The organism is Streptomyces sp. NPDC042002, from assembly GCF_055588305.1.
This window is the reverse complement of record NZ_JBVJCT010000042.1, coordinates 36,423-50,049: the sequence shown is the minus strand read 5'-3', so window position 1 is coordinate 50,049 and position 13,627 is coordinate 36,423. Positions and strand designations below refer to the sequence as shown.

General features: G+C 69.9%; 9 protein-coding genes. 3 read left to right on the top strand and 6 right to left on the bottom strand.

Features of this window, described 5'->3' with window-relative positions; translation table 11 throughout:
* Positions 1-20: 20 nt before the first annotated feature.
* Both ACZ6KY_RS36345 and ACZ6KY_RS36340 read right to left on the bottom strand, forming a co-directional pair.
* The gene (locus ACZ6KY_RS36345) at positions 21-500 is read right to left on the bottom strand and encodes a carboxymuconolactone decarboxylase family protein (RefSeq protein WP_469314543.1); all 480 of its coding nucleotides are present in this window, start codon (positions 498-500) and stop codon (positions 21-23) included.
* 8 nt (positions 501-508) lie between these two features.
* Positions 509-1,582 carry an NAD(P)H-dependent amine dehydrogenase family protein gene (locus ACZ6KY_RS36340; protein WP_469314530.1) on the bottom strand — a complete coding sequence of 358 codons (1,074 nt, stop codon included), beginning with the start codon at positions 1,580-1,582 and terminating at the stop codon, positions 509-511.
* Positions 1,583-1,663: 81 nt separating this feature from the next.
* Here ACZ6KY_RS36340 and ACZ6KY_RS36335 point away from each other — a divergent pair, with 81 nt between their 5' ends.
* A complete protein-coding gene (locus ACZ6KY_RS36335; RefSeq protein ID WP_469314529.1) occupies positions 1,664-2,284 on the top strand; it encodes an L-threonylcarbamoyladenylate synthase in 621 nt (206 codons plus the stop codon).
* A gap of 82 nt (positions 2,285-2,366) precedes the next feature.
* Here ACZ6KY_RS36335 and ACZ6KY_RS36330 read toward each other — a convergent pair whose 3' ends face one another.
* Both ACZ6KY_RS36330 and ACZ6KY_RS36325 read right to left on the bottom strand, forming a co-directional pair.
* The gene (locus tag ACZ6KY_RS36330; RefSeq protein WP_469314528.1) at positions 2,367-4,760 is read right to left on the bottom strand and encodes a M4 family metallopeptidase; all 2,394 of its coding nucleotides are present in this window, start codon (positions 4,758-4,760) and stop codon (positions 2,367-2,369) included.
* Between the two features lie 495 nt (positions 4,761-5,255).
* Complete coding sequence (locus tag ACZ6KY_RS36325; RefSeq protein ID WP_469314527.1) at positions 5,256-6,107, bottom strand: SMP-30/gluconolactonase/LRE family protein; 852 nt, start codon at positions 6,105-6,107, stop codon at positions 5,256-5,258.
* A gap of 207 nt (positions 6,108-6,314) precedes the next feature.
* On the opposite strand from ACZ6KY_RS36325, the gene ACZ6KY_RS36320 reads away from it, so the two are divergent.
* Positions 6,315-8,597 carry an MMPL family transporter gene (locus ACZ6KY_RS36320; RefSeq protein WP_469314526.1) on the top strand — a complete coding sequence of 761 codons (2,283 nt, stop codon included), beginning with the start codon at positions 6,315-6,317 and terminating at the stop codon, positions 8,595-8,597.
* Positions 8,598-8,642: 45 nt separating this feature from the next.
* Here ACZ6KY_RS36320 and ACZ6KY_RS36315 read toward each other — a convergent pair whose 3' ends face one another.
* On the bottom strand, positions 8,643-8,879 hold the full coding sequence (locus ACZ6KY_RS36315; RefSeq protein WP_469314525.1) for a DUF6296 family protein: 237 nt from the start codon (positions 8,877-8,879) through the stop codon (positions 8,643-8,645).
* Positions 8,880-9,067: 188 nt separating this feature from the next.
* Here ACZ6KY_RS36315 and ACZ6KY_RS36310 point away from each other — a divergent pair, with 188 nt between their 5' ends.
* On the top strand, positions 9,068-11,800 hold the full coding sequence (locus ACZ6KY_RS36310; protein ID WP_469314524.1) for a SpoIIE family protein phosphatase: 2,733 nt from the start codon (positions 9,068-9,070) through the stop codon (positions 11,798-11,800).
* Between the two features lie 193 nt (positions 11,801-11,993).
* Here ACZ6KY_RS36310 and ACZ6KY_RS36305 read toward each other — a convergent pair whose 3' ends face one another.
* A complete protein-coding gene (locus tag ACZ6KY_RS36305; RefSeq protein ID WP_469314523.1) occupies positions 11,994-13,541 on the bottom strand; it encodes an MFS transporter in 1,548 nt (515 codons plus the stop codon).
* Positions 13,542-13,627 lie beyond the last annotated feature (86 nt).

The window sequence follows — 13,627 nt, the reverse complement described above, 5'->3', positions numbered from 1 at the left end:
GCCGTGCGGCCCAAAACCGCTCAGTGGGTCGGCAGCACGCACACGGTGTCCAGGCCAAGGACATGGTTGAGCCGGCCGAAGGCCAGCCAGGAGCCGATGCTCATGGTCAGCTCCACGATCTCCCGCTGGCTGTACCGCGCGGTCATCCGGGTCCAGAACTCCTCGTCCAGACCGTGATGGTCCAGGGCGTACCGCTCGGCGTACTCGGCGGCCAGTCGTGTCCGGTCGTCGAAGGCGTCGGTGGTACGCCACTGGGTCACCGCGTCCGCGAACTCCTCCTCGACCTTCAGGCCCTCCCGCTCGGTGCGCCAGTCGAGGCAGAACAGGCACCCGTTGATCTGCGCGACGCGCAGGCGGGCGGCCTCGAACTCGCGCAGGCCCAGCGTCGTGTGCTCGTACACCGACAGGGAGAAGTTCGCGGCGGCCATGCCGATGCCGGGCACCATCTCGCCCCACACGTATCCGATCGGTTCCTGTCCCTCGGGAATGTCGATGTGCAGGGTCATGGTCACTTCCTTCCGAGTCGGCCGGCCGCGGGACGCAGCGGGACGTCGAGTGCGTCGTAGAGCCCTGGTTCCGCGTCCACCAGCCAGTCGATGGCGCCGACCAGGCGGCCGACCGCGGTGGCGTTCCCGCCGGCGGAGCGGTTGTCGCCCTCGTCGGTGGCCGCGACGGTGACCTCGATGCGCGGGCGGCCCTCGATGATCACGCGGTGTGCGCCGTCCCCGTCGGGCGGTGTGGGCCAGTCCGGTGCGCAGGACGCGTGGATGCGGGTGACGTGCTCGATGACGATCCGGGGCTCTCCCCCGACGATCCCCTGTACCTCGAAGCGCACGGCGCCCTGGGTGCCGGCCGCGAACTCGCCCATGGTGCGGGTGCTCACGGTGTCCGTCAGCGGGCGCCGCTCCAACGTCTCGCGGATGTCGTCGAGTTCGACGCCGAGGGCCCGCGCCATGAGCCGTATCTGGCCGCCCCACACCATGGTGGGGATCGACGGGGCGAGCATCAGGGGCTCGTAGTCCATCGGCTGCCCCATACCGACCAAGTACCTTACGGATTCCTCCTGTTCGTACGTGGAGTAGTCGAAGATCTCCTGACAGCGGATGGCGTCGACCGTCGTTCCGAGACCGCTGACGAGCAGGGGCAGTACGTCATTGCCCCAGCCCGGATCGACTCCGGAGACGAACAGGGAGCCACCGCCGTCCGCTACGGCGGCGAGCATGGGGTCCCGGAACTCCGGTGGGGCGTTGCGCTGGTCGTAGAGCGGATAGAGGGCGGGCGTGACGACCACCGCACCGGCCCGGATCGCCCTGCCGATGTCGGCGAGGGCCTCGTCGGGGCGGATGTCACCGGTGGCCGCGTAGACCACGGCTCCGGGGCCCGCTGCCAGGACGGCGCCGATGTCGTCGCTCGCCGCGACGCCGAGGCCGTGGTCCAGCCCGGCGAGCTCGCCCGCGTCGCGGCCGACCTTGTCGGGGTCGTGGACGAGCACGGCCGCGAGTTTCAGCTTCGGATGGGCCTCGACGGCGCGGATGGCCGCGCGGCCGACATTGCCGGTACCCCAGACCACCGTGGAAATCATGCGGCGGAGGGTAGCGAGACGGCCTCGAGGTTCCTATAGCCGTGACCGGGGAAAAGCTGGATCACCCCCTAAGCTCGAAGCATGGCCAAGTACTTCGACGTCCACCCGGAGAACCCGCAGCGGCGCATCATCAGCCAGGTGGTGGAGATCGTCCGCGGCGGCGGGCTGATCGTCTACCCGACGGACTCCTGCTTCGCGCTCGGCTGCGCGCTCGGCAACCGGGACGGGATCGACCGCATCCGCTCGATCCGCCAGCTCGACGAACGGCACCACTTCACTCTGATGTGCGAGGACTTCGCGCAGCTGGGGCACTTCGTACGGATCGACAACAAGGTCTTCCGTACGGTGAAGGCGGCGACTCCGGGCAGCTACACCTTCATCCTCCCGGCGACGAAGGAGGCTCCGCGCAGACTGCTGCACCCGAAGAAGAAGACGGTCGGGGTGAGGATTCCGGACCATGTCGTCGCCCAGGCGATCCTGGCCGAACTCGGCGAGCCGCTCCTGTCGAGCACCCTGCTCCTGCCGGAGGAGGACAAGCCGCTGACCCAGGGCTGGGAGATCAAGGACCGCCTCGATCACGTGGTGGACGCCGTCATCGACTCCGGCGACTGCGGCACCGAGCCGACGACCGTCATCGACTTCTCCGGCGCCGAGCCCGAACTCGTACGCCTGGGCGCGGGTGACCCCTCCCGGTTCGAGTAGGTCCTGAACGGCGTGCGGCGTGGGTCCTCCGCGAGGAGGACCCACGCCGCTGCCGTTGTGGGGGGATGGGGGGTTCTGCCGGTCAGCTGGTCGTCAGGGCGGTGTCATCCACGACGAAGCTGGTCTGGAGCGAGGAGTCCTCGACGCCGCTGAACTTGAGCGCGACGGTCGTGCCGGCGAAGGAGGACAGGTCGAACGTCTTCTGGGTGTAGCCGGTGGCCTTGTTGAGGTTGGAGTAGGTCGCCAGCGTGGTCGATCCGGCCGTGACCGTCAGCTTGTCGTACGCGGAGCTGGTGGTCGTCTCGGCGGTGTCGATGTGCAGGTAGAACGTCAGCGTGGCCTTGCAGCCGCTGGGAACGGCCACCGACTGGGACAGCGTGTCGGTGTGGGTGGAGCCGTAGCCGTTCAGCCACGCCTTGTAGGAGCCGCCGTGGGCCGCCTCGCCGGTGTCGGTCGTGATGACCCCGCTGGACGCGGTCCAGGTGGTGTTGCCCGACTCGAAGCCGGGGTTGCCGAGCAGCTGCGCCGAGGTGCAGGTGCCACCGCCACCCGAGGTACTGACCGTCCAGGTGAAGGACGCGGTGCCGGTCGCGCCGGTGCTGTCCGTCACGGTGACGGTCGTGCTGTACGTCCCCGCGGTGGTCGGCGTGCCGGTGATGGCGCCCGTGGAGCTGCTGATCGACAGACCGGTCGGCAGTCCGGACGCGGCGTAGGTCAGGGAGCCGCTGTTGGTGCTGCTGGCCGAGACCTGAAGGCTCACCGCCGTGCCGACGGTGGAGGACTGGCTGCCCGGGTTGGTGACGGTCACACCGCTCGTCGGCGGGGTGACGTGGCTGCCGACGGCGATGCCGGCGAACGCGTTCGCCACGCCCGCGTACTGGGCGGAGCTGGCGCCGTACAGCGCCGTCGCCGCGTTCAGCGCGGCGGTGCGGGCACCCGCGTAGTTGGTGCTCGACGTCATGTACGTCGTCAGCGCCTTGTACCAGATCTGCAGGGCCGCGGCCCGGCCGATACCCGCGACGGCCACGCCGTCGGAGGTCGAGCTGTTGTAGGTGACGCCGTTGATGACCTTGCTGCCGCTGCCCTCGGAGAGCAGGTAGAACATGTGGTTCGCGGGGCCCGACGAGTAGTGGACGTCGAGGTTGCCGACGCCTGAGTACCAGCTGTCGGCGGAGCTGCCGTCCTTGCTCGGCTTGTCCATGTAACGCAGCGGCGAGCCGTCGCCGTTGATGTCGATCTTCTCGCCGATGAGGTAGTCGCCCACGTCGGTCGAGTTGTTGGCGTAGAACTCCACGCCGGTGCCGAAGATGTCGGAGGTCGCCTCGTTCAGACCGCCGGACTCACCGGTGTAGTCCAGGCCCGCGGTGTTGGAGGTGACGCCGTGGCTCATCTCGTGGCCCGCGACATCGAGCGAGGTCAGCGCGTGGGTGCTGCTGGTGCCGTCGCCGTAGGTCATGCAGAAGCAGCTGTCGTCCCAGAAGGCGTTGACGTACGCCGTGCTGTAGTGGACGCGGGAGTAGGCGGCGACGCCGTTGTTCTTGATGCCGCTGCGGCCGAAGGTGTTCTTGTAGAAGTCCCAGGTCATCTGGGCGCCGTAGGCGGCGTCCGCGCCGGCGGTCTGGGTGTTGGAACCCGCGCCGGTGCCCCAGACGTCGTCGGTGTCGGTCATCAGGGTGCCGGTGCCGGAGGTGCCGTTGTTCAGCGAGTACGTCTTGTGGCCGCCCCGGGTGGAGTCGGTCAGCTGGTACGTCGAGCCGGACAGCGTGGTGTTCAGCGTGACCGAACCGCTGTACTGGGTGTTGCCGGTGCCGGTCTCGATGCCCTCGTACCGGGTGAGCTCCTTGCCGGTGACGGCGTCGGTGACGACGTGCAGCTTGCTCGGCGTACCGTCGTCCTGGAAGCCGCTGACCACGGTCTCCCAGGCGAGCCTGGGGGTGCCGGTGCCGGCCCAGATGACCTTGCGGGCACTGTCGGTCGAGGGCTTGTCCGCCTTGAGCGACTTGGCCGCCTTGAGCGCCTGGGCCCCGGCGGTCGCCTTGGTGACGGTCGGAGTGGTGCTCGCGACCTTGATGGTGTGCTTGTTGTTGAAGGTCGTGCTCACCGTCCCGGTGGCCTGCGAGGCCGGCGGGGTGTGGACCACGACGTCGCCACCGAGCACCGGGAGGCCGGCGTAGGTGCGCTCGTAACGGGTGTGCAGGGTGCCGTCGTTGTCCTTGACGACGTCCTTGACGACCAGCTTCTCCTTCGGGCCGAGGCCGAGGACGCCGGCGGTCGCGGTGGTCTGCTTCGATGCCTTCGTCAGCAGCGCCACGTGCTGGGCCGGGGTGAGCTTGGCCTCAAGTCCACCGGTGCGCAGGGGGGTTGTGTGGGGGGCGGGCTTGGCGACTGCCGGGACCGTCTGTATACCGACGGCCAGGAACGCGGCGGTGGCTACCAAGGCTCCGGCCGCGGTCGCCTGACGGGGGAAACGTCTCACTCGTACTCCTACTGCTTCGGCCGCGGTCGGCGGCCGGTGACAGACCGGGCAGACGGGATGTGCTGTCCGGGAAGAGCTGAGCAGGGGCGTGCGGGAACGCGACCGAGGGCAGGACGTGGGGCAACCTGCCCTACAGGTGGAGGAAGGATCGCACCCTTGACCTAGGCATGACATGCGCTTGATGCCAATCGAGGGTTATCCCTACGCCCACGCGCCGAAACCCCCGCCTCGCCCGAAACCCCTGTCCCGCGCCGTGCTCCCGGGCACCGACGCGAACGGTCGACGCGGCGCTACCGCCGAATCCGCCTTCCCTCAAGGTGAGTCGCTCTCCGAACCATCCAACCCGCCGACCCGGCGGACGGATTCACCGAACCAGCCGACGCCGCCTCCCCGACGCACGATCTCCCTGAAGCGCCCGACACGGCCTCCCGGACGCACGGCTTCGCCGAACTCCCCGCGGCGGCTTCCCTGTTGGGTCGCCGCCGGGCAACCGCGTCAGGGCCGGCCAGCTCCCGGCACCTCGACCCGTGCGGCGAGCACCTGACCGGAGCCGGGTGTCACCATCTCGGACTCCGTCATGCCGCGCCAGGTGGCGGCCACGATGAACAGCGTCCTGCGGTCATGGCCGCCCAGGACGCAGGCGAAGCCGCCTCGGTCGAGGTCGATCCGGTCGAGTACGGCACCGCCCTCGGCGACGCGCACACAGCACCGGCCCGGCACATCGGCGTACCAGACGGCGTTGTGCGCGTCGACGCAGATGCCGTCCGGGGTACCCTCCCCCAGTTCGGCCCAGACACGGCGGCCCGACAGAGTGCCGTCCGCGCCGATGTCGAAGGCGACCAGGCCGTGCCGGTAGGAGTCGGCGACGATCAGGGTGGAGCCGTCGGGCGTCACGGCCATCCCGTTCGGGAACGCGATGTCGTCGGCCACCTCGCGCACCGAACCGTCCGGGGTGACCAGCGAGACCGAGCCCGGTCTGGCCGCCTCGCCGGTCATCGGGTCGAAGTCCGCCCGGTTGACGTAGGTGTTCCCGCGGCCGTCGACCACGATGTCGTTCCAGCCCGGCCTGCCCAGGTCCGCGTACGTGCCCAGGGAGCCGTCGGGTTCCCGGCGGAGCAGCAGACCGTCCGGGGAGGAGACGATGAGCATGCGGCCGTCGGGAAGCCGGTCGGTGCACAGGGGCAGCGACGCCACCCGGGCGACCACCTCGCCGCGGCCGGCCGCCGGATCGAGGGCGAGGACCTCGCCCGCGGTCCAGTCGGAGAAGTACAGCCGGTCCCCGTACCAGCGCGGCGACTCGACCAGCCCGCGTCCGTCCAGCAGCGTCCTTGCCTCGTACGTCCTCATCACAGCCTCCGTTCCTCACCGGCACGGCGCCGGTGTCCCACCTACCGGACGAACGGGGACCGGCCGGATCGACCGGTCCCCCACCGGCGAGCCGGTCACCCGAGGGCGTCGCGCGGCTCGTCCGCTCCTGATTCTCGACGGGCCGCGATGATCGTCGCGTCGTTGAATGACGGAGTCGGAGGTGTCGTCTTCCAGCAGGAGCAGCCCATGTCGGCGACGCAGGCCAGTCCACGGGGCGGAAAGAACAGGCCCGGGAGACTGCAGCGGCTGGGTGAGTGGTGTGCCCGCCATTTCGTGATCGTCATCGTGGCCTGGCTGGTCGCGCTCGCCGTGCTGCAAGGGCTCAATCGCTCGTTCGGCGGAGACTACTCGGACAATTTCACGCTTCCCGGGGTGCAGTCCACCGAGGGGCTGGACGTTCTCAAGGAGCACGACCCGGCGGCCGGCGGCTACAGCAGCCAGGTCGTGCTGCGCGACACGCAGAAGCCCCTGACGTCGCTGAGTTCCCAGATGAACCAGACCGTCGGTGATCTGCAGAAGCTGCCGCACGTCCTGTCGGTGCAGAATCCGCTGCCGCCGCCGGGCTCGCAGCCGCCCTCGGGGCAGTCCCAGCAGCCGAACGTCGGACCCCTGTCGGACGACGGGAAGACCGCCTACATCACCGTGCGCTTCGATGTGCAGCCCTCGACCCTCGGCGACGACTATCTCCACGGTGTGGACAGCGCCGTGAAGCCGCTGCGGTCGGCGGGCGTCGACGTGGAGTACGGCGGCCCGCTGGGCGAACTGGCCAGGCCCGCCGCGAACGACCGGATCAGCGAGGCCATCGGCTTCGCGGTGGCGATCGTCGTCCTGCTCGTCGGGTTCGGCAGTGTCATCGCGGCTGGTCTGCCGCTGGTGACCGCCCTGATCAGCGTGATCGGCGGTCTGGCCTGCCTGGGCCTGCTGGCCGCCGCGTTCACCTTCGCGACCGTGTCACCGACGCTCGCGACCATGATCGGCCTGGGCGTCGGCATCGACTACGCCCTGTTCCTGATCACCCGTCACCGGCAGAACCTCTTCGACGGCGTCGATCCGGTACGGGCGGCGGGCCGCGCCACCACCACCAGCGGGCGCGCCGTCCTCGTCTCCGGCTGCACCGTGATCATCGCCCTGGCCGGGCTGTCCGTCTCCGGTGTCTCCTTCATCAGCAAACTCGGCCTCGCGGCGGCCGTGACCGTCGTCTCGGCCGTCCTCGGCGCGCTGACCCTCGTACCCGCCCTGCTCGGGCTCGTCGGCAAGAACGTCGACCGCTTTCACGTACGCAAGCCGGTCGCGGAGACGGACGCCGAGCCCGGGACGCCCGCGCACGGCACCTGGCACAACTACGCCCTGCGCGTGCAGCGGCATCCCTGGCGGTTCCTGACCGGTGGCCTGTTCACCGTGCTGGTGCTGGCCATCCCGCTGTTCACCATCCAGCTCGGGCACATCGGCGACGGCGCCGATCCCACCTCGTTCACGGACCGGCGGGCGTTCGACATCATGTCGGACGCCTTCGGGCCCGGCTCCAACGGTCCGCTGACCGTGGTCATCGACCAGACCGACGTTCCGTCCGACCAGCGGTCCGCGCTCGCCTCGCAGGCGCAGAAGACGATCAACGGTGTGTCGGGCGCCGCCGCGGTCACGCCGCTGACGACCACCAAGGACGGGGACGTACTGGTGGGCACCGTCTTCTCCAAGGTGTCCCCGCAGAACCGGTACACCACCGACCTGACGAACCGTCTGGTCGACACCACGCTGCCGCAGGCGGTGTCCGGCACGAAGGCCAAGGGTTACGTCACCGGCACGACGGCCGCCCAGGTCGACTTCCGCAACATCGTCGCGAGCCGGCTGCCCCTGATCATCCTCGTGGTGGTCGCGCTCGCCTTCATCATCATCCTGATGGTGTTCCGCGGGCTGCTGGTCGCGTTGAAGGCCGCGGTCCTGAACGTGCTGTCCATCGCCGCTTCGTACGGTGTCGTCGTCGCCGTCTTCCAATGGGGCTGGGGCGGACCGGCGCTCGGGGTGTCGGGCAAGGTGCCCATCGAGAGCTATGTGCCGATGATGATGTTCGCGATCATCTTCGGGCTCAGCATGGACTACGAGATCTTCCTGCTGTCGCGGGTCCACGAGTTCTGGCTGCGCACCGGGGACGCCAAGGGGAGTGTCGCGCACGCCCTGGAGATCACCGCCCGCGTGATCACCTGCGCCGCCCTGATCATGGTGAGCGTCTTCGCCGCGTTCATCCTGAGCGACAACATCGTGGTCAAGATGCTCGGACTCGGACTCTCCGTGAGCGTCCTGATCGACGCGACGGTCGTACGGCTGCTGCTCGTGCCGGCCGTGATGACCCTGCTCGGGGAACACGCCTGGTGGACACCGCGCTGGCTGGACCGGATCCTCCCGCACATCGACCCGGAGGGCGAACAGGACTCGGCCGTCCCGGACCCCACGGGACCTCCGGCCGCCGGGTGACACCGCCCGGGTGATCGCCCGCCCTCCACCGCCGCGCGCAACCGGTCAGGTGATCGGTTCGGCGGCCGGATTGATCGGGGACTGATAGGCGCCGCTGGCCAGCATGCGGACCTCGCCCGCCGGACTGATCTCGGCGCGGAGAATGCCGGTGGGATCGCTGTACACCGGGTTCCCGCCCGGTCCGCTGGTGGTCGTCCGTTCGACGACCACCTCATCCGTCACCATCCGCGAATCGGGTCCGGGGTGGGTGAAGGTCAACCGGTAGCGGTCCACGGTCGTCATCTGGGCCTCCCGCGCCTAAGCGACAAATCCGGGTGAAAAGATACGTCTCCATCATGCGGCCGGACACCCCCGCGAGCAGCGTCGCCCGCGCCCGACCGGCACACCGACCGGCAGCGGGAACGGGCGGCGACACCTCACTGCGCGTGACGCCCCTCGCCACCAGGCGCCGGGCAGTGTAGACATAGCACATGGTCGGACTATTGGGTCGAACCCGGGCTCAGTCGACCCGCCGCCCCAGCACAGCGCACCATCAACGTGGGTCACACGAAGGCAAGCACAGGCACGGCCCGTCCAACGGGCTTCGTTCCGCTCTCAGCCTGCGCAGCGTCGCCGGACAGGTGTTCGTCCTGCAAGTGGTGATCGTGCTGCTCCTGGTCGTCGCCGCGGTGGTCGCGCTGGTACTCCAGGTGCGCCACGACAGTACCCAGGAGGCCCGCAACCGCTCGCTCGCCGTCGCGGAGACCTTCGCCAACGCGCCGGGCACGCGTGCGGCGCTCAGCGCGCCCCACCCCACGGCCCTGCTGCAGCCCAGCGCCGAAGCCGCCCGCAAAGCCTCGAACGTGGACTTCATCGTCGTGCTGAACACCGACGCGATCCGCTACACCCACCCCAAGCCCGACCGGATCGGAAAGAAGTTCGTCGGGACCACGGCACCGGTGCTGGCGGGGCACTCCATCACCGAGCAGATCAACGGGACGCTCGGACCGCTCGTGCAGGCCACGGTCCCCATCAAGGCACCCGACGGCAAGGTCGTCGGCATGGTGTCGGCCGGAATCACCACGGCGAAGGTGGGTGGCGCCGCCAACCGCCAGCTGCCGCTCCTGCTGGGCGCCGCCGCCATCGCGCTCGCTCTGGCGACCGCGAGCACCGCGCTGGTGAGCCGGCGCCTGCTGCGCCAGACGCACGGTCTCGGCCCGTACGAGATGACCCGGATGTACGAACACCACGACGCGGTGCTGCACTCCGTCCGGGAGGGAGTGATCATCGTCGGCGCGGAGGGGCAGCTGCTCCTGGCCAACGACGAGGCGAACCGTCTGCTCGGCCTCCCCGCGGACGCCGAGGGACAGCATGTCCAGAAACTCGGCCTCGACGCGGCCACCGCCGAACTGCTGGCCTCCGGACGCGTCGCCACCGACGAGGTGCATCTGGTCGGGGACCAGCTCCTGGCCATCAACCAGCGGCCCACGGACCTGCAAGGCGGCCCGGCGGGCAGCGTCGCCACGCTCCGTGACTCGACCGAGCTGCGCGCGCTCTCCGGCCGGGCCGAGATCGCCCGCGAGCGGCTCAAACTCCTCTACGACGCCGGTGTGGGCATCGGCACGAGCCTGGACGTCACGCGGACGGCCGAGGAACTGGCGGAGGTCGCCGTCCCGCGGTTCGCGGACTTCGTCACCGTGGACCTGGCGGACGCGGTCCTGAACGGGCAGGAGCCGGACGCGGGCGCCGGCCTGCGCCGCACCGCCTCCGGCGGCATCCGCAAGGACGCCCCGCTCTATCCGGTCGGCGAGCACATCGGGTTCGTGCCCTCCACGCCCCAGGCCCACAGCCTGCGCACCGGCGAGGCCGTCGTCGAACCCGATCTCGGCGGCGCCCCGGGCTGGCTGGCCCAGGACCTCCAGCGCACCGCGCAGGTCGTCGACTACGGAATCCACTCCCTGATCACCGTCCCGCTGCGGGTCGGGCCCCTGGTCATGGGGGTGGTGAACTTCTGGCGCTCCGAGAAGCCCGACCCGTTCGACGTGGAGGACCTGGCGCTCGCCGAGGAGCTGGTCGCCCGCGCGGCGGTCTCCATCGACAACGCGCGCCGCTACACCCGCGAGCACAGGATGGCCGTGACGCTCCAGCGCAGCCTGCTGCCCCGCACGCTGCCCGATCAGAGCGCCCTCGACCTCGCCTACCGCTATCTGCCGGCGCAGGCGGGGGTCGGCGGCGACTGGTTCGACGTACTGCCGCTGCCCGGCGCCCGGGTCGCCGTCGTCGTGGGCGATGTCGTGGGCCACGGACTGCTGGCCGCCGCGACGATGGGGCGGCTGCGGACGGCGGTCCACAACTTCTCCGCGCTCGATCTGCCGCCCGACGAACTGCTCGGACTCCTGGACGAGCTGGTCGGCCGTATCGACCAGGACGAGACGGCGGAGGACAGCAGAGCCGCGGTCACGGGCGCCACCTGCGTGTACGCCGTCTACGACCCGACGACGCGGCGCTGCACCGTCGCCCGCGCCGGGCACCCGCCGCCGGCGGTGATCCGTCCGGACGGCAGCGTCGAGTTCCCCGATGTTCCGGCCGGCCCGCCGCTCGGCCTGGGCGGTCTGCCGTTCGAGACGGCCGAGCTGGAACTGGCGGAGGGCAGCCGACTGGTGCTCTACACGGACGGCCTCGTCGAGGACCGGGAGCGGGACATCGACGTCGGGCTCGAACTGCTGCGCACGGCGCTGGCCGGTGCCGACCGCTCGCCGGAGGACACCTGCCGGGCCGTGCTGGACGCCCTTCTGCCGGCCCGGCCGAGCGACGACATCGCTCTGATCGTGGCCCGGACCCACGCCCTGGGTGCCGACCGGATCGCCTCCTGGGAGGTGCCGTCCGAACCGGCCGCCGTCGGCGAGGTGCGTGCCTCGGTCAGCCGGCAACTGGCGCGGTGGGGGCTCGACGAGATGGCGTTCACCACGGAGCTGATCCTCAGCGAGCTGGTGACCAACGCGATCCGCTACGGCAACGGGCCCATCGGCGTCCGTGTGGTGCTGGACCGCACGCTGATCTGCGAGGTCTTCGACGGCAGCAGCACCTCACCGCATCTGCGGTACGCGGCGACGACGGACGAGGGCGGGCGCGGCCTGTTCCTGGTCGCCCAGCTCACCGACCGCTGGGGCACCCGCTACACGCCCGAGGGCAAGGTCATCTGGGCGGAACAGCCACTGCCCTGACGCGGGCGCCCGGGACCTCTCCCGGGAACTCGGGGATCGGAGGATCGGCTCCATCAGGCGGACGCCCGCCGAGCCGAGCAGTCAACGGGCTCAAGTGCCGCTGTCAGGCGTCGGCGGGGAGCGGGCCGGATGCGGCCGGGATACCGGGTGCGGCCGGAACGCCGGAGGCACCCGAGACCGTACGGACGGTCCCTCACGGGTGTCCGGATCCTCCGTCGGTGCCGCGCGCCGACGCGCCCGCCGCGTCAGCGGATCCGTCCGCGGGGGTGAGGGATGCGGCGCCTCCCTGGAGCCGCTCCAGGTCGGAGGGGCGCACCTGGATGACGATCAGGGCGACCAGCGCGGCGAAGACGGCGAAGACGGCGGCGGCGACGAACGCTTCCGAGATGCCGGACGTCAGCACCTGTTCGCTCCAGGGCGCCGGCAACTGTCCTGTTCTGCGGAACTGCAGCCGCTGCGCCGGGGTCGCCGTCGACATGAAGTTCGCGACCTGGCTCGTGGCCTCGTTGCGGCTCGCCGTGCCGAAGACGGTGACCAGCACGGAGAGGCCGAGGGAACCACCGACCTGCTGGGTGGCGTTGAGGATGCCGGAGGCGGCACCCGTCTCCTTGGGCTGGACTCCGGACACCGCCATCAGCGTCAGCGACACGAACTGCAGCCCCATGCCGAAGCCGAAGACCACGGTGGGTCCGAGGATGCTGCCGAGATACGTGCTGTCGACGTCGGTCAGCGTCAGCCAGCCGAGGCCCAGGGCGGCCAGGATCGCGCCCACCGTCATGAAGGGTTTGGGTCCCCACCGGGGCAGCAGGTTCGAGGCGACTCCCGCGCCGATCGCGATGACCGCGCTCACCGGCAGGAAGGCGAAGCCGGCCTTGAGCGGGCTGAACCCCAGGATGTTCTGCACGAAGAGGGTCAGGAAGAAGAACATGCCGAAGATGGCGGCGGAAAGGCTGAGCATCATCGCGTAGACACCCGCGCGATTGCGGTCGCGGAACATCCACAGCGGCGTGATGGGCTGTCTCGACCTGCGTTCGACGGCGATGAACGCGATCAGGAACACCAGGGCCGCCCCGAAGGACGCGAGGGTGACGGGGTTGCTCCAGCCCTTCTCCGAGGCCCTGATGAAGCCGTAGACCAACAGCACCATGCCCAGCGTGGAGGTGAGCGCGCCCAGGAAGTCGAAGTGGCCCGGGTGTCGCTTGGACTCCTTGATGTAGCGGGGAGTGGCGAGCACGATCAGCAGGCCGATGGGGATGTTCACGAAGAAGACCCAGCGCCAGTCGAGCCACTCGACGAGGATGCCGCCCGCGAGCAGCCCGATCGCGCTGCCGCCCGCGGAGACGGCGGCGAACACGCCGAACGCCCGGTTGCGCTCGGGCCCTTCACGGAAGGTGGTGGTGATCAACGCCAGGGCGGTGGGGGACGCGATGGCTCCGCCGACGCCCTGTAGCGAGCGGGCCGCGAGCAACTGCCAGGATTCCTGGGAGAGTCCGCCGAGCAGCGACGCGAACACGAAGAGGAGCACGCCGAACATGAAGACCCGGCGTCTGCCGAGGATGTCCCCGGAGCGTCCGCCGAGCAGCAGCAGACCGCCGAAGGTCAGCGTGTAGGCGTTGATCACCCAGGAGAGGTTCTCGGTCGAGAAGCCGAGCGAGGTCTGGATGTGCGGCAGCGCGATGTTCACGATGGTGATGTCGAGGACCACCATCAACTGACACGAGGCCAGGATGAAGAGCGCCATACCGCTGCCTCGTCCCCGCTGCGGGGACTCGGCAGACTCGGAGGATGTCACGTGATCGGCCGTCATGGGGGATGGCCCTGCATCTC

Coding starts and splice junctions, on each gene's coding strand:
- ACZ6KY_RS36340 (WP_469314530.1), bottom strand. CDS start 1,582: ATGATTTCCACGGTGGTCTGGGGTACCGGCAATGTCGGCCGCGCGGCC.
- ACZ6KY_RS36335 (WP_469314529.1), top strand. CDS start 1,664: ATGGCCAAGTACTTCGACGTCCACCCGGAGAACCCGCAGCGGCGCATC.
- ACZ6KY_RS36325 (WP_469314527.1), bottom strand. CDS start 6,107: ATGAGGACGTACGAGGCAAGGACGCTGCTGGACGGACGCGGGCTGGTC.
- ACZ6KY_RS36320 (WP_469314526.1), top strand. CDS start 6,315: ATGTCGGCGACGCAGGCCAGTCCACGGGGCGGAAAGAACAGGCCCGGG.
- ACZ6KY_RS36315 (WP_469314525.1), bottom strand. CDS start 8,879: ATGACGACCGTGGACCGCTACCGGTTGACCTTCACCCACCCCGGACCC.
- ACZ6KY_RS36310 (WP_469314524.1), top strand. CDS start 9,068: ATGGTCGGACTATTGGGTCGAACCCGGGCTCAGTCGACCCGCCGCCCC.
- ACZ6KY_RS36305 (WP_469314523.1), bottom strand. CDS start 13,541: ATGGCGCTCTTCATCCTGGCCTCGTGTCAGTTGATGGTGGTCCTCGAC.